This window comes from Streptomyces sp. ISL-66, from assembly GCF_018614135.1.
Classification (GTDB): Bacteria; Actinomycetota; Actinomycetes; order Streptomycetales; family Streptomycetaceae; genus Streptomyces.
Genome location: NZ_JAGGOW010000009.1, coordinates 40730 through 57176, shown reverse-complemented (window position 1 = coordinate 57176; position 16447 = coordinate 40730). Strand labels below are relative to the sequence as shown.

Annotated in this window: 11 protein-coding genes; 5 read left to right on the top strand and 6 right to left on the bottom strand. The window is 70.7% G+C overall.

Annotation, left to right across the window (positions count from 1 at the left end; genetic code table 11):
* The first annotated feature begins 2 nt into the window (after positions 1–2).
* Together J7E97_RS02290 and J7E97_RS02285 are read left to right on the top strand one after the other, a co-directional pair.
* Positions 3–899, top strand: coding sequence for a LysR family transcriptional regulator (locus J7E97_RS02290; protein ID WP_215021620.1), 897 nt, complete (start codon positions 3–5; stop codon positions 897–899).
* A gap of 43 nt (positions 900–942) precedes the next feature.
* Entirely contained in the window at positions 943–2664 is a 1722-nt protein-coding gene (locus tag J7E97_RS02285) for an FG-GAP-like repeat-containing protein (protein ID WP_215021618.1), read from the top strand.
* Between the two features lie 70 nt (positions 2665–2734).
* Here J7E97_RS02285 and pepN (J7E97_RS02280) read toward each other — a convergent pair whose 3' ends face one another.
* Positions 2735–5311, bottom strand: coding sequence for an aminopeptidase N (pepN, locus tag J7E97_RS02280; RefSeq protein ID WP_215021616.1), 2577 nt, complete (start codon positions 5309–5311; stop codon positions 2735–2737).
* A 149-nt stretch (positions 5312–5460) separates the two neighbouring features.
* Here pepN (J7E97_RS02280) and J7E97_RS02275 point away from each other — a divergent pair, with 149 nt between their 5' ends.
* Complete coding sequence (locus J7E97_RS02275; protein WP_215021614.1) at positions 5461–5691, top strand: ribbon-helix-helix domain-containing protein; 231 nt, start codon at positions 5461–5463, stop codon at positions 5689–5691.
* Complete coding sequence (locus J7E97_RS02270; RefSeq protein WP_215021612.1) at positions 5678–6025, top strand: type II toxin-antitoxin system PemK/MazF family toxin; 348 nt, start codon at positions 5678–5680, stop codon at positions 6023–6025. Before J7E97_RS02275 ends, J7E97_RS02270 begins: the two co-directional genes overlap by 14 nt.
* Positions 6026–6089: 64 nt before the next feature.
* Here J7E97_RS02270 and J7E97_RS02265 read toward each other — a convergent pair whose 3' ends face one another.
* From J7E97_RS02265 to pepN (J7E97_RS02250), 4 genes are all read right to left on the bottom strand, one after another.
* Positions 6090–7121, bottom strand: a complete 1032-nt coding sequence (locus J7E97_RS02265) for an aspartate-semialdehyde dehydrogenase (protein ID WP_215021610.1) — start codon at positions 7119–7121, stop codon at positions 6090–6092.
* 308 nt (positions 7122–7429) lie between these two features.
* A complete protein-coding gene (locus J7E97_RS02260) occupies positions 7430–10759 on the bottom strand; it encodes a S8 family serine peptidase (RefSeq protein WP_215021609.1) in 3330 nt (1109 codons plus the stop codon).
* Between the two features lie 331 nt (positions 10760–11090).
* Entirely contained in the window at positions 11091–12050 is a 960-nt protein-coding gene (locus tag J7E97_RS02255) for a hypothetical protein (protein ID WP_215021608.1), read from the bottom strand.
* Between the two features lie 185 nt (positions 12051–12235).
* Positions 12236–14800, bottom strand: coding sequence for an aminopeptidase N (gene pepN / locus J7E97_RS02250; RefSeq protein WP_215021607.1), 2565 nt, complete (start codon positions 14798–14800; stop codon positions 12236–12238).
* 110 nt (positions 14801–14910) lie between these two features.
* On the opposite strand from pepN (J7E97_RS02250), the gene J7E97_RS02245 reads away from it, so the two are divergent.
* Positions 14911–15558 carry a DsbA family protein gene (locus J7E97_RS02245; protein ID WP_215021605.1) on the top strand — a complete coding sequence of 216 codons (648 nt, stop codon included), beginning with the start codon at positions 14911–14913 and terminating at the stop codon, positions 15556–15558.
* Positions 15559–15717: 159 nt separating this feature from the next.
* On the opposite strand, the gene J7E97_RS02240 is transcribed toward J7E97_RS02245, so the two are convergent.
* Positions 15718–16374: a superoxide dismutase gene (locus J7E97_RS02240; protein WP_215021603.1), complete on the bottom strand. Its 657-nt coding sequence runs from the start codon at positions 16372–16374 to the stop codon at positions 15718–15720.
* Positions 16375–16447 lie beyond the last annotated feature (73 nt).

The window sequence follows — 16447 nt, the reverse complement described above, 5'->3', positions numbered from 1 at the left end:
CCATGACCGAGTGGGACATCAAGAAGCTGCGGATCCTGCGGACCCTCGCCGAGCAGGGGACCGTGACCGCGACGGCCGAGGCGCTGCACATGACGCCCTCGGCCGTTTCGCAGCAGCTGACCAACCTGGCCAAGCTGCTGGGAGTCCCGCTGCTGGAGGCCCAGGGCCGCCGGGTCCGCCTCACCGACGCCGCACACCTCGTACTGCGGCACGCGGGGGCGGTGTTCGCGGACCTGGAGCGGGCCGACGCCGAACTGGCCGGGTACCTCGCCGGGGACGCGGGGGAGGTGCGGATCGGCGCCTTCTCCACCGCCGTACCCGCCCTCGTCGTCCCGGCGGTGGCGGCCCTGCGGCGGACCCACCCCGGCGTGGAGGTCCGCGTACGGGAGACGGAGGCGGCCGAGTCCTACGAGCTGCTGTCCGCCGGCGGCGTGGACCTGGCGCTGTCCCTGGCCGCCCACGCGCCGACCGCCCGGGACCCCCGGTTCACCCGGGTGACGCTGATGGAAGACCCGCTGGACGTGGCGCTGCCGCCGGGCCATCCGCTGTCGGCCGCCCCGGACCTGCGGCTGGCGGACCTGTCCGGCGACCCGTGGATCTACGGGGGCAGCGGCCCCTGGTCGGAGATCGCCCGGGGCGCGTGCGAGGCGGCCGGCTTCGTCCCGGAGCAGGCACACTCGGCGTCGGGCTGGACCGCGATCCTGGCCATGGTCGAGGCGGGCATGGGCGTCGCGCTGGTGCCGCGGATGGTCTCGAGCCGAGCCTCGGGGGTGGCGGTCCGGGTCCTCGCCCACGACCGCCCGACGCGGCACGTGATCGCGGCGGTCCGCCGGGGCTCCGAATCGGCACCGGCCCTGGCCCACGCCCTGGACGCCCTGCGGGCGGTGTCGGCGCAGTGATCTAGCCTGGACCCTTTGCGTGATCACGATGAGGGCGGGGACCATGAGAGCAAGAACGGCACTACGAGGGTGGGTGGCCGCGGGACTCGTCCTGGCGGCGAGCCTGTTCGGGAGCGCGCCGATGACACCGGCCGCGTCCGCCGAGGCACCGGCGGGCACCCCGCCGGTGCGGATCCTCTCGTACAACGCCTGCGGCAACGCGGAGAACTGCCAGAGCGAGATGACCACGGCCGCCTGGGCCGACGGCCTCCAGGGCCACATCACCGACTGGGACAGCGACGTGGTGGCGCTCCAGGAGATGTGCAAGGGCCAGTACGACGCACTGCGCGGCCGGCTCCCGGGTTACGCGGGTGTGTGGGCCAGTAAGCAGAAGGCCGACCGCTGCGGCAAGTGGGGCGACGACAAGAGCTTCGGCCAGGTCCTGCTCATCAAGGGGGTGCAACAGACCGAGATCACCCCGATGTCGGCCGAGGTGACCCCGGACGGCTTCACCGGGGAGAAGCGTTCGGTGGTGTGTGCCAAGGCCCCCCTCGACGGGCGCACCGTCCTGGCCTGCGGCACGCACCTGCGGCAGGACGCCGCGACGCAGAACGACACCCCCGCCCTGATGGCCCGGATCGACGGCTGGGCGAACGGCCTGCCGGTCGTCATGACCGGCGACTTCAACTCCGTGCCCCGCCACACCAACCTGGACCCGGTCTTCGCGGGCCTGCCCGGCACCCTGTCCTTCGAGGAGGCGAGCGGCCGGGACCAGCAGTACTTCACGCCCGAGTGCACGGCGTCGGGGGCCACGGTGTGCCGCACGGGTGCACCCACCGCCTGGGACAGTGCCAACGGGCAGTACGGGCCCAAGTTCGACCTCGCCCTGTTCACCCCGCAGGACTTCGGCGACCTGCGCAGCAGCACCGTCGACACCCACCTGACCAAGGCGCCGGACCACCTCCTGCTCCGCACCGCCGCGTCGTTCCGGCAGCGCCCCCAGGTGCCCGGCGACCTCACCGGTGACGGTCTCCCCGACCTGCTCGCCGTCCAGGCGGACGGTTCGCTGCGCCTGTACCCCGGGATCGCGGGGGGCCGCTTCGGCGCGTACAAGGTGATCGGTGCGAGCGGCTTCGCGGGCGCCGACGTCAGCCACCGCGGCGACTGGACCGGTGACGGCCGCGAGGACGTCATCGCCCGGATCGGCGACGAGCTGTGGATCTACCCCAACACCGGCCAGGGCCGGCTCGGCGAGCGCATGCCGATGCGCGAGCGCCCCACCGGCTGGGGCCAGGCCACCGTGCTCGCCGTCGGCGACATCGACGGCGACGGCCAGCCCGACCTCGTGGGCCGCAGTGGCGGCGGCCTGTTCCTGCACCGGGGCACCGTCGGTACCGTGCCCGCGCTGCCGCGCGACGCCGTCGCCCTGTCGGCCGGATCGCTGTGGAAGGACTACGACATCCTCGCTCCGGGTGACGTGAACAAGGACGGCCGCTCCGACCTGTGGGCCCGCGGCGCGGACGGAAAGCTGCTGCAGTTCCTCTCCGCCGGCGCCGCGGCGCTGCCCGGGTCCACTGAGCTCGGGTCCGCGCCCGCCGCGTCGCACCCGCTCGCCGGCACCGTCGGCGACCTCGACGGCGACGGCCGGGCGGACCTGCTCCTCACCACGGCGCCCCAGGACCCCGGTACCGGCGACCTGATGTTCCTCGCCGGTACGGGCACCGGACTCGCCCAGCCCGTCCGCATCGGAGAGAACGGCTGGCGCTGGATCCAGTCCATCCGCTGACACCCGTACGGGAAAAGGGGCGCCCCGGGTGCGATGCGCACCGGGGGCGCCCCCACGCGTATCCGAGGCGTCAGGAAGCCGCTGCGGCGTCGGCGGCCTGGGCCTTCAACGCGCGCTCGACGCCCGCGCGGGACTCCGAGACCAGGCGGCGCAGGGCCGCGTTCGGCTCGGCCGAGGCCAGCCAGGCGTCCGTCGCCGCGAGGGTCTCCGGGGAGACCTGGAGGGACGGGTAGAGGCCCACCGCGATCTGCTGGGCGATCTCGTGGCTACGGGTGTCCCAGACCTCCTTGACCGCCGCGAAGTACTTCGCGGTGTAGGGGGCGAGCAGTTCCCTCTGGTCGCTCTGGACGAAGCCGCCGATCACGGCCTCCTGCACCGCGTTCGGGAGCGCGTCGCCCTCGACGACCGAGGCCCACGCCTCGGCCTTGGCCTCGGCCGTGGGACGCGCCGCGCGGGCGGTCGCCGCGTGGCGCTCGCCCGCCGCCGTCTTGTCCCGCTCCAGTTCGGCCGCGATGGCCGGCTCGCCGGCGACGCCCGTGGCGACCAGGCGCTCCAGGAACGCCCACCGCAGCTCGGTGTCGACGGCCAGGCCCTTGATCTCCTGCGAGCCGTCCAGCAGCGCGGACAGGTACGTCAGCTGCTCCTCGGTGCGCGCCGTCGCCGCGAAGGCACGGGCCCACGCCAGCTGGTGGTCACTGCCCGGCGCGGCCGCGCGCAGGTGCTCCAGCGCGGCCTCCGTCCAGGTGGCCAGGCCCTGCTGGCGCCACGCCGGGTCGGCGTACAGGTCGACGGCCAGCTTCACCTGGCGGTGCAGCGACTGGACGACGCCGATGTCCGACTCCTTGCCGATGCCCGAGAGGACGAGGGCGAGGTAGTCGCGGGCGGCCAGCTCGCCGTCGCGGGTCATGTCCCAGGCCGAGGCCCAGCACAGCGCGCGCGGCAGCGATGCGGTGAAGTCGCCCAGGTGCGCGGTGACGTTGGCGAGCGACACCTCGTCGAGGCGGACCTTGGCGTACGACAGGTCGTCGTCGTTGAGCAGCACGACGGCCGGTCGGGCGCGGCCCACGAGCTCCGGGACGGCCGTCAGGCCGCCGTCGATGTCCAGCTCGATCCGGTCGGTGCGCACCAGCTTGCCGTCGGCCAGGTCGTACAGGCCGACCGCGATGCGGTGCGGACGCAGGACGGGCTCGCCCTTGGCGCCCGCCGGCAGCGCGGGGGCCTCCTGGCGGACGGCGAAGGCCGTGATCGCGCCGGAGGCGTCGGTCTCGATCTCCGGGCGCAGGATGTTGATGCCGGCCGTCTCCAGCCACGCCTTCGACCAGGCGGTCAGGTCGCGTCCGGAGGTCTCCTCCAGGGCGCCCAGCAGATCGGACAGGCGGGTGTTCCCGAAGGCGTGCGCCTTGAAGTACGCCTGCACGCCCTTGAAGAAGGCGTCCTGGCCGACGTAGGCCACGAGCTGCTTGAGCACCGAGGCGCCCTTGGCGTACGTGATGCCGTCGAAGTTGACGAGGACGTCGTCCAGGTCACGGATGTCGGCCATGATCGGGTGCGTGGACGGCAGCTGGTCCTGCCGGTACGCCCAGGTCTTCATGGAGTTGGCGAAGGACGTCCACGCGTGCGGCCACTTCGAGCCCTCCGCGTACGCCTGGCAGGCGATCGAGGTGTACGTCGCGAACGACTCGTTCAGCCACAGGTCGTTCCACCACTCCATGGTGACCAGGTCGCCGAACCACATGTGCGCGAGCTCGTGCAGGATCGTCTCGGCGCGCGTCTCGTACGCCGCGTCCGTCACCTTCGAGCGGAAGACGTACTGGTCGCGGATGGTGACCGCGCCCGCGTTCTCCATCGCGCCCGCGTTGAACTCCGGCACGAAGAGCTGGTCGTACTTCGCGAAGGGGTAGTCGTACGCGAACTTCTCCTGGAACCAGGTGAAGCCCTGCCGGGTCACGTCGAAGATCGCGTCGGCGTCGAGGAACTCGGCGAGCGAGGGCCGGCAGTAGATGCCGAGCGGGACGGACTGCCCGTCCGGGCCCTCGTAGGAGCTGTGCACCGCGTGGTACGGGCCGACGATCAGGGCCGTGATGTACGTGGAGATGCGCGGGGTGGGCTCGAAGCGCCAGACGTTGTCGGCCGGGGCCTTCGGCGTCGGGGAGTTCGAGATGACCGTCCAGCCCTCGGGGGCGGTCACGGTGAACCGGAACGTCGCCTTCAGGTCGGGCTGCTCGAAGCTCGCGAAGACGCGACGCGCGTCCGGGACCTCGAACTGGGTGTACAGGTACGCCTGCTCGTCGACCGGGTCGACGAAGCGGTGCAGACCCTCACCGGTGTTGGTGTACGCGCAGTCGGCGACCACGCGGAGCTCGTTGGCCCCGGCGGCGAGGTGGCCGAGCGTGATCCGGGAATCCCGGAAGACGGCGGCCACGTCCAGGGCCTTGCCGTTGAGGACGACCTCGTGCACGGCCGGCGCGACCAGGTCGATGAAGGTCTCGGCGCCGGCCTCGGCGGACTGGAAGCGCACGGTGGTCACGGAGGGGTACGTACCGCCCTCCTGCGCTCCGCTGAGATCGAGCTCGATCTCGTACGAGTCCACACTGAGCAGCTTTGCGCGCTGCTGAGCCTCTTCACGGGTCAGATTCGTGCCTGGCACGCGTTCATCTCCTTCGATGGTGACGTTCCGGCCCATCCTTCCACGCGGGCCGTGTCACCGCGCCGGAGTAATCCACGGGCGAACATGCCCGGGCCGCCAAGCTTGACACTGAGGTAGCGGAGGTTGTCCTACTTCGGTAGCATCAGGGTATGAAGATTAGCGTGAGCCTGCCTCAGGAGGATGTCGAGTTCGTCGATGAGTACGCTGCCGCGACAGCAGCGAACTCACGGTCAGCGGTGATACACGCTGCGATCGAAAGACTGCGGGCGTCGCAGTTGGAGGCTGACTACGAGGCTGCCTTCGCCGAGTGGGAAGCGAGCGAGGACGCCGCGTTCTGGAACCAGTTCTCGGGCGATGGGCTGACCGATGAAGCGCGGTGACATCTACCTGGTCGACTACGAGCCGGTTCGCGGAAGCGAGGCGAACAAGGCGCGTCCTTCCGTCATCGTGTCGAACGATGGCGCCAACGTGGCCGTCGCGCGGATGGGACGTGGTGTCATCACGGTCGTGCCGCTCACGTCGAACACCTCCCGGGTCTACCCGTTCCAGGTGCTCCTGGCTGCCGCCGAGTGCGGGCTCGTAAAGGATTCCAAGGTGCAGTGCGAGCAGGTGAGGGCCATGGCGTCCGAGCGCTTCCTGCAGCGCGTCGGCGTGGTCCCCCGTCAGCGCATGGCGGAGATCGACGCGGCTCTGCGGCGCCACCTGGCGCTCTAGACGAGACACACCCGAGGGGCGGTACCGTCACGGTGCCGCCCCTCGGTGGTGTGCGTGATCTGGATCAGCCCTGGCGCAGCTCCTGCGCGACCAGTTCCGCGATCTGGACCGCGTTCAGCGCGGCGCCCTTGCGGAGGTTGTCGCTCGAGAGGAACAGGGCGAGGCCGTTCTCGGCGGTCTCGTCGAGGCGGATGCGGCCCACGTACGAGGCGTCCTTGCCGGCGGCCTGGAGCGGGGTCGGGATCTCGGAGAGCTCGACGCCCGGGGCGTCCTTCAGCAGCTCGTAGGCGCGCTCCACGCTGATCGGACGCTCGAAGCGGACGTTGACCTGGAGGGAGTGGCCGGAGAACACCGGCACGCGCACGCAGGTGCCCGAGACCTTGAGCTCCGGGATCTCCAGGATCTTGCGGGACTCGTTGCGGAGCTTCTGCTCCTCGTCGGTCTCGAAGGAGCCGTCGTCGAGCAGGTTGCCCGCGAGCGGGACCACGTTGTAGGCGATCGGCCGCTGGTAGACCTTCGGCTCCGGGAACTCCACCGCGCCGCCGTCGAAGGTCAGCTGGTCGGCGGCCTCGGAGACCGCGCAGGCCTGGCCCTTGAGCTCGGCGACGCCCGCCAGGCCAGAGCCGGAGACGGCCTGGTAGGTGGTGGCGACCAGCGCGGTCAGGCCGGCCTCGTCGTGCAGCGGGCGCAGCACCGGCATCGCGGCCATGGTGGTGCAGTTCGGGTTCGCGATGATGCCCTTGGGGCGGTTCTTGATCGCGTGCGGGTTGACCTCGGAGACGACGAGGGGGACCTCGGGGTCGCGGCGCCAGGCGGAGGAGTTGTCGATCACGACGGCGCCCTGCGAGGCGACCTTCTCGGCGAGGGCCTTGGACGTGGCACCGCCCGCGGAGAAGAGCACGATGTCCAGGCCGGAGAAGTCGGCCGTGGAGGCGTCCTCGATGGTGATCTCCCGGCCGTCCCACTCGATGGTGGAGCCCGCAGAACGCGCGGAGGCGAACAGCCGCAGCTCGTCCACCGGGAACTTGCGCTCGGCGAGGATGCCGCGCATGACTCCGCCGACCTGTCCGGTGGCTCCGACGATTCCGACCCTCACGGTGACTCCTTCGATACGTATGGACACGTAAGTACATGTTTGGGCGTGTACGACGCGGGCGCGCGCGAAACCATCATGCGTTCGACACCACGAGCCTTGTCCAATCCATTGTCCGAGGAGCGGACGGCGCCGGGGGTGCGACCCCCCGCGTCAGCTCCGTGAGGGCCGCATGACGGCCGCGTCGCAACCCCTCTGAGCGCTCGTTCTGCCTGCTCGCGGCCGTACGGAGCAAGCCGAAGGGGCGGGTACCCGGTGATCGGGTGCCCGCCCCTCCGTCATGCGCTCGTCATGCGATCAGCCGGCCTCCGCTACGGGAGGACCTTCTCGATCTGCACGCTGCCGGTGCCGGCGGCGGTGCCGCGGGCGTTGAGCAGCTTGACCTCGCCGAAGAACTGGCGGCCCTCCGGGGCTGCGCTGTTGACCAGCACGTTCGCGGAGACGGACGCCGAGGCGCCGTTGGCGAGGTTGACCGCGGCGGACTCGTCGACCTGGACGGTGCCCAGGGCGGCCGAGTAGTAGACGTCGCGGTAGTCGTACGTGGTGGACCCGGACGGGATCGCGTAGCCGAACACCTGGATGCTGTAGGTGCCCGCGGCCGGGTTGACGAGGCTCACGGCCTCGTCGGAGTCGCCGTCGGCGGAGGAGCCGACCTTGACGCCGTCCTTGTAGATGTCGAGGTCGAGGTCGGCTGCGGCGTCGGAGACCTTGCCGATCGCGATGTCGAGGCGGGAGACGCCCTCGCCGATGGTGACCTCGGTGGTCTGGGTCTCACCGGCGGCGATGGTCGGCTTGGCGACCTTCGCGGAGCCGAGCGCGCCGCCCTGCAGCTTGCCGGAGATGGCGGCGCCGTCGTTCTTGACGGTCCACTGGACCGGCGCCGGGGTGCCCTGCTTGACCTCGGGCAGGACCTTGACCGCGGGGTCGAAGACCGCGCCGAGCACGGAGACGTCCAGCGTGAACGGGTTGTCGAGCAGCGGCGACGTACGGCGCGACTCGACCTCGATCTCCCAGACGCCCGGCTGCGGGTTCGGGTACGAACGCAGGTCGGGGCGGCACAGGTTCGCCGGGTTGTCGTAGTTCGGGTAGCACTGCGTCGTCGCGCTGTCCTCGACGCCCACGCCGTACGGGTGGATCGAGATGAAGCGGGTCTGGCTGCCCGGCTTCAGACCGCCGAGGGCGACCTCGAGGGTCTTGGCGCCCGCCGGGACGGTGACGAAGTACGACTTGTGGCTGTTGCGCTGCACGGAGGAGGTGTCCGAGTAGCTGAACGAGGGCTTCGCCAGCGGGGCGGAGACGACGACCGTGGAGAGGATCTGCTTGTCGATGCCCTCGGTGGTCTCGTCGTCCAGCTGCAGGATGCCGCTGTGCACGCCGGCCGACGTGGCCTTGGCCTCGACCTTGATGGTGACGGGCTTGTTCAGCGGCAGGGTGACGTAGTCGTAGCCGCCGATGACCTTGAAGGTGCCGTCGTTGTTGCGCCAGCTCAGGTCGTGCCGGGTGCCGTACTTGACGCCGGTGGTGCGGGTGACGACGACGTCGTAGACCTTCTTCTGGCCGACCTTCAGGCCGCCCTCGCGGTCGTAGACGCCGGTGCCGAAGCCCGGGGTCTTCAGGAACTGGTCGATCGCGGTGTCGACCGGCGCCTTGACGGTGAACTCGTTGGCCTTCGCGCCGCGCTGGATGGACTCCCACGCGCCGGGAATGTTGATCAGGCCCGCGCCCTGGGCGTGCGCCGGGACGTCGTCGATCTTCTTCGCGCTGCTGGTGAGCGCGATGCGCAGGCTCGCCGGGGTGAGGGCGATGTGCTGCTGCTTGGCGGCCGAGATCAGCAGGGCGCTGGCGCCCGCCGCCTGCGGCGAGGACATCGAGGTGCCCTGGAGCATGCCGTAACCGGCCGGCAGGGTGTATCCGGCCTCCTTCACCGGTGCGCCGGGCAGCCAGGTCTGGATGGAGTTGATCGACGCGCCGGGGGCGGTGATCGTCGGCGTGAAGCCGCCGTCCTCACGCGGACCGCGCGAGGAGAAGGGGAACATGTTGTACTTCTTCGTCACGCCGGAGCCGTAGTTGGCCGCCCAGGTCTCCTTGGAGACCGCCGCGCCCACGGAGACGACCTTGTCGGCGAGACCGGGGTCGCCGATGGTGTTGATTCCGGGGCCCTCGTTGCCCGCCGAGATGACGAGCTGGACACCGTAGGTGTCGATGAGGTTCTTGTAGAGCTCGGAGCGCGCGTTGTTGCCGTCGTTCAGCGCCGGCAGGCCACCGATCGACATGTTGACGATGTCCACGCCGCGGTTGACCACGAGGTCGATCATGCCCTCGGTCAGCGCGATGTTGGTGCAGCCGCCGGACCAGGAGCAGGCGCGCGAGGAGACGATCTTGGCGCCGGGCGCCTCGCCGTTCATCGCGCCGCCGAACAGGCCGTTGGCGGCGGTGATGCCCGCGACGTGCGTGCCGTGCTCGGACTCGATGATGCCGACGTTGACGAAGTCGGCCTTCTTGCCGACCCAGTCACCGCCCAGCGGGTCCATCGGGACGTCCTTGCGGATCTCGATCACGAACGGGATCCGCTCGGCGACCTCGGTCGCCGGGTCGTCCGTGCCGAAGTAGCCGATCTGGTAGCCGTCCTTGTACGGCTTCATCGGCTCGTTGTTCGTGAAGTCGTTGTCCTGGTCGGTGTCGACGCGGACCGTCCCGGCGACCGGGTCGTAGAGCAGGCCGAACCGGTCGGTGGTGTCCCCGTCCCGGTTGACGTCGCCCTTCATGTCACCGTTGGCGGTGATCGACTCGGTGAAGCGGCTCCACTGGTAGGAGCCCTCCGGGGCCTTCCAGCTCGCGCCGCCCGCGGTGAACCCGCCGCCGGCCACCGGGGTGATCTGGGCGCGCCAGGTGGCGTCGGCGTCGGCGAGCGGGTCGGTCGCGGTGACCCAGTCGACGATCTTGCGCTCGCCCGTGGTGGTCTTCTGGAGCGCGGGGTGGCCGACGTCGACGCCCGAGTCCAGGACGCCGATGGTCACGCCGCGGCCGTCGGCCTTCGGGTTCTCCTTGAGGAAGTCCAGCGCACCGGTCTCGAAGGACGGGTTGTACGGGTTCTTCGCGGGGGTGTTCTTGTCCGGCCCGGGATAGGTCTCGGCGGAGGTCTTCTTGACGGTGCCGCTCTCGCGGTCCGCGTCCGGACGGGGGTCCGGGAGCTGGATCTCGTGCCGCAGGTCGATGCCGTGCACCGAGGACAGCTTGGCGGCCGCCTTCAGCGCGGCCTCCGCCTTGTCGGTCGGCAGGGTGGCGCGTACGTAGCCGAGCTTGTCGTACGTCTGGCCCACCGAGGCGCCCTGGACGCCGTCGAGCTGCTTGGCCACCTGCTGGGTCTCGCCGGGAGCGGTGGCGACCATGACGGTGACGGTCTTGTCACCCTTGGTCTTGGCTTCCTGCAGCAGCTCTACGTCGGCCGAACCGAGCTTCTGGTCTGCCGACTTGACCGCCGGGTTGGCCGTGGGGTTGTCGGTGCCGGTCGCCGCGAAGACGGGCATGGCGCCGGTGGCCGCGAGGGCGACCACCAGACCGGCCGCGGCCGCGACGCGCACGGCGCGGCGGGACGCGGGTATGCCGCCTTGTGAGGGACGAGCGGGGGAGTCGAGGGTCATCAGCATCCCTGGCTAAGTGAAAGATACGGTCCGGATTTCGGTGCCGGATGACCGGTCAGCCTCGCTTACGTGACAGCTCTTTGGGGAGAGTTGTCACTGACCGAGACCTGCCGTGGCGGACTCCCGCCAGTGCCAGAGATGCGCCAGTAGGACCGTACCGGGGTGGAACGGTACGAACCTGCCGGTTGAAAGATGGATTTGTAGACTTCCCGACCGTCCGTCAGAGGTGGGGCGCGGCTCCGTCCCGGATCGGGTGTGACAACTTCGGGATGCTCAGCGCACGCGCGTGCGCGCGTAGAGGCGCGAGGCGACTGCCGTGGAGCGCCCGGGCTCACCTGGGCAGGACGACGAGGTAGGCGGCGGGGTCGCGGTCGTCGGACGCCGTCAGGGCGGTCCGTACGACCGCCGCCTGCTGCTCGGGCCAGTCGCGGAGCTTGCGCGGGGTGATGTGCAGGACGGTCACCCCGCACCGCTCCAGCGTCTCCCGCTTGCGGACCGACTCCGACCACTGCTCGTCCTCGCCCTGGCGCGGGGCCCGGGTGTCGATCTCCACGGCGACCGCGTGCTCGGGCCAGTACGCGTCCACCCCGCCGAGGTGCGGGCCGCCGGGCAGCCGCAGGTCCACGTTCCAGACCGGCTCGGGGAGCTCGAAGCCCCGTACGAGCTGGTACAGCCGGTCCTCGGCGATGGCCCGGCCCTCCGCGAGCAGTGATTCCACGGCGTCGACCACGTGCGGCCGGTTCAGCAGCCGGGCCACCGTCAGCTCCCGCACCACGGCGGCCGGTTCGCAGTGCCCGCCGCGCACGGCCTCGCTGAGCAGCCGGCGGACCGTGCCCGCGTCGGAGAGGTGGGCGACGGCGTCGGCGACGGCGCGGGCCACGGGCGCGACGGGGAGGCCGGTGACCTCCATCGGCCGGGGCGGGGTGTGCGCCCGCACGATGCGGACCTGCCCGGCGGAGCGCAGCCGGCGGGTGTTCGGCACGAGGACGTCGATCTGCGGGACGCCGGGCAGGGTGGCGGTGCAGGAGAACCGGTACAGCGCGAGGGCGGCGAGCCCGGTGATCATGACCTCGTCGCCGCGGCGCCCCGCGTAGAGCAGCGCCGCGTGCAGCCGCTCCTCGCTCGTCGCGGGTCCGGAGTGGAGCAGGAACACGCCGGGCAGGACCTGCTGCCAGTCCCGCTCGGCGGCGTCGGCGGCGGAGACGCCGTGCTCGCGGAGCTGGGCCAGGGAGAGCACGCGGGGGCGCGTACCGGTGAGGTGGGCGAGGGGGAGGGGTGTGTTCTGGTTCATGACGCGGTGATTCCCTCAGGCCATGGCCTTGCTAACCCCTGTTACACGTTCGTCGACAAATCGGGACAAGACAGGGCTAAAGTACGGGCGTTCGAATGCCGATACCGCCGTTCGCCTCCGGAACGCACCGCGCCGGCGGGACCGGGGAATCCGGCCTCGCCGGCGCGTGAAGCGCAGGCCAGAGGTTACTTGGCCGCGCCGGCCGTCGCGTCGCAGTGCTGGCCGCGCAGCGCGCGGGCCAGGTCGTCGCGGGACTCCAGGACCAGGCGGCGCAGCGCCGGCGGAGCCGACTCGTGCGCGGCCAGCCACGCGTCGGTGGCGTCCAGCGTGGCCGGGTCGTCCTGCAGCGAGGGGTAGAGGCCCTTCACCACGTCCATGGCGATCTGGATCGACCGGTCCGCCCACAGCCGCTCGATGACCGAGAAGTACGGCCCGGTGAACCCGGCCAGCAGCGCTCGCTGCGAAGGCTGCTGCATCCCCGCGATCGTGGCCTCGACCAGCGCGTTCGACAGCGCGTCCGACTCCACCACCGCCGCCCAGGCCTGGTCCTTGACCGCCGCCGACGGCCGCGCCGCCAGACAGCGGACCTGGTGCCGCTTGCCCGACGCCGTGTCGTCGCGCGCCAGTTCGGCGGCCAGGACGCCCTCGTCCACCGCCCCGTGCGCGGCCAGCGGCAGCAGGAAGTCCCAGCGCAGCTCCTGGTCCACCTCCAGGCCGTCGATCCGCGCCGAGCCGTCCAGCAGGCCGAGCAGCAGCTGGAAATCGCCCTCGGTCGTCGCACCCGCCGCGAAGAACCGGGCCCAGGTCAGCTGGTGCTCCGACCCCGGCTCGGCGAACCGCAGTTCCTGCAGCGCGCACGCCGCCAGTACCCGGCCGCCCTGCTCCCGCCAGTCCGCGGCCGCGTAGTGGGTGACCGCCGACAGGGCCTGCGCGTGCAGCATCTGCAGGACGCCGACGTCCGTCTCCCGGCCCGCGTGGGCCACTACGAGCGAGACGAAGTCCCGCGCCGGCATCAGCGCGTCACGCGTCAGGTTCCACAGCGCCGACCAGCACAGCGCGCGGGCCAGCGGGTCCGCCACCGAGCCCAGGTGCGTGCGCAGCGTGGCCAGCGACACCGCGTCGAAGCGGATCTTGCAGTAGGTGAGGTCATCGTCGTTGACGAGCACGAGGGCGGGCTTCTCCTGCCCGGCCAGTTCGGCGACGACCGTCCGCGCCCCGGCCACGTCCGCCTCGGCGCGCGCGTACCGCACCAGCGAGCCGTCCGTGTCGAGCCGGTACAGGCCCACCGCGACCCGGTGCGGGCGCAGCTCCTCGCCGTCCTGGACCACGGCGAGTTCGGTGATCCGGCCGCCCGCGTCACAGGTCACCACCGGCGTCAGCGCGTTCACCCCGGCCGTCTGCAGCCACGCCCGCGACCACTCGGCCATGTCCCGCCCGGAGACCTCCGCGAGCACCGACAGCAGGTCGTCCAGCGTGGTGTTGCCGTAGGCGTTGGCCTTGAAGTAGCGCCGCGCGCCCTCCAGGAACGCCTCCCGGCCCACGTAGGCCACGAGCTGCTTGAGCACCGCCGCGCCCTTGGCGTACGTGATGCCGTCGAAGTTCAGCTTCGCGTCCTCCAGGTCACGGATGTCGGCCGTGATCGGGTGCGTGGAAGGCAGCTGGTCGGCCCGGTAGGCCCACGCCTTGCGGTTGTTGGCGAAGGTGACCCAGGCTTGGTCGAAGCGGGTGGCCTCGACCAGCGCGAAGGAGCCCATGAAGTCCGCGAAGGACTCCTTCAGCCACAGGTCGTCCCACCACTTCATGGTGACCAGGTCGCCGAACCACATGTGCGCCATCTCGTGCAGGATGGTGTTCGCGCGCCGCTCGTAGGAGGCCTGCGTGACCTTCCCGCGGAAGATGTACTCCTCCCGGAAGGTCACCATCCCCGGGTTCTCCATCGCGCCCAGGTTGTACTCCGGCACGAAGGCCTGGTCGTACTTCCCGAAGGGGTAAGGGTAGTCGAAGATCTCGTGGAAGAGGTCGAAGCCCTGCTTCGTGACGAGGAAGACGTCGTCCGCGTCGAAGTGCTTGGCCAGCCCCTTGCGGCAGATCGCGCCGAGCGGGATCGTCAGGTCCCCGCGCGTGTAGGTGTCCGTGACGTAGTGGTACGGGCCCGCGACCACGCAGGTGATGTACGTGGAGATCGGCTCGGTCTCGGCGAAGCGCCGGGTGGCGCCCTCGCGGGACTCCTCGGCGCCGTTGCTCCAGACCTGCCAGCCCTCGGGCGCGGTCACCTCGAAGCGGTACGGGGCCTTGAGGTCCGGCTGCTCGAAGTTCGCGTACACCCGCCGGGCGTCGGCCGGTTCGTACTGGGTGTAGAGGTAGACCTCGCCGTCCTCCGGGTCCACGAAGCGGTGCATGCCCTCGCCGGTGCGGCTGTACGCGCAGTTCGCGTCCACCACCAGGACGTTCTCGGCGGCCAGCCCGGCCAGGGCGATGCGCGAGCCGTCGAAGACGGCCGAGGGGTCCAGCTCGCGCCCGTTGAGGGTCACGGCGTTCACCGAGGGGGCGATCAGGTCCGCGAAACTGGAAGCTCCCGGCGCGGCGGCGCGGAAGCGGACGGTGGTCACCGAGCGGAACGTCCGGGGGCCCTCGGCCGGTTCGGCCTCGTCCACCGCGGAGCTCAGATCGAGGACCACCTCGTACCCGTCGACGGACAGCAGCTCGGCCCGCTCGCGGGCCTCGTCACGGGACAGATTCTCTCCGGGCACGTGCACTCCTTCGTGCGTGATCGCGATACCTGACCGAATCCTCCCACGGGGGAATGCGTGTGCGGCCGGGACGGTTGGGCAGGGAGGAACGTTCCGATCTGAGGAGAGACATGGCCGACACCCAGGTGCGAGACAAGACCCTCGTCGACTTCTGGTTCGATCCGCTCTGCCCCTGGGCGTGGATGACGTCCCGCTGGATGCTCGAAGTCGAGAAGGTCCGCGACGTCGAGGTGCGCTGGCACGTGATGAGCCTCGCCGTGCTGAACGAGAACAAGCTCGACGAGCTTCCCGAGCGGTACCGCGAGCTCCTCGGCCCCAAGGGCTGGGCCCCGGTGCGCGTGGTCGTGGCCGCCCAGCAGAAGTTCGGCGACGAGGTCACCGGCAAGCTCTACACCGCGCTCGGCACCCGCTTCCACAACGAGGCCAAGGGCCCGACCCGCGAGGCGATCGCCGAGGCGCTGGCCGAGGTCGACCTGCCCGCCGACCTGATCCACTACGCCGACTCCGACGAGTACGACGAGGTGCTGCGCGCCTCCCACAACGACGGCATCGACCGGGTGGGCCAGGAGGTCGGCACCCCGGTGATCTCGGTGCCCGGCGCCGACGGCGAGGACGTGGCCTTCTTCGGCCCGGTCGTCACCCCGGCCCCGCGCGGCGAGGCCGCCGCCCGCCTCTGGGACGGCACCCTGCTGGTCGCCTCCACCCCCGGCTTCTACGAGATCAAGCGCACCCGCACCCAGGGCCCGGTCTTCGACTAGCCGGCCCGGGCGGCGGCCCGGACGGCGGCCCGGACGGCAGCCCGACGACGCAGAAGGCCCCCGCGAGTCATGTCCTCGCGGGGGCCTTCTGGTGGACACGCCCGCACGTGAGGGTTGAGAAGACGATCACGAGGCGGACGGGCTTTCGGGTGGCGCGGATCAGCCCTTGGCGGGGATCAGCAGCGGGGTGTTCGCCTTGGCGTCGGCGTAGCGCCGGGCCACGTCCTGCCAGTTGACGACGTTCCACATCGCCTCGATGAAGTCCACCTTCTGGTTCTTGTACTGAAGGTAGAAGGCGTGCTCCCAGGCGTCGAACACGAGGACCGGCACGGAGGCCTGGCCGACGTTGCCCTGGTGGTCGTAGATCTGCTCGACGATCAGGCGGCCGCTGATGGGCTCGTACGCGAGCACGCCCCAGCCGGAACCCTGCGTCGCGGAAGACGCGAAGGTCAGCTGCTTGCGGAACTTCGCGAAGGAGCCGAAGGACTCGGTGATCGCGTCGGCCAGGTCGCCGAGGCCGTCGGCGGCGGTGGGCTCGCCGCCGCCCTCACCGGTCTTCGGGCTGGCCATGTTGTGCCAGTAGATGCTGTGCAGGATGTGGCCGGAGAGGTGGAAGGCCAGGTTCTTCTCCAGGCCGTTCAGCGCGCCCCAGTTCTCCTTGTCGCGCGCCTCCTCCAGCTGTTCCAGCGTGGTGTTGGCGCCCGCGACGTAGGCCGCGTGGTGCTTGTCGTGGTGCAGCTCGATGATCTGCGGGTTGATCACCGGCTCGAGAGCCGCGTAGTCGTAAGGAAGCTCAGGAAGCGTGTAGATGGCCATGCGTGTGATCCGGTCCCCTCGGCGTGCCAACTGCTTATTGCAATCAATGCGCAACTGCACGCTAGCAGTATCT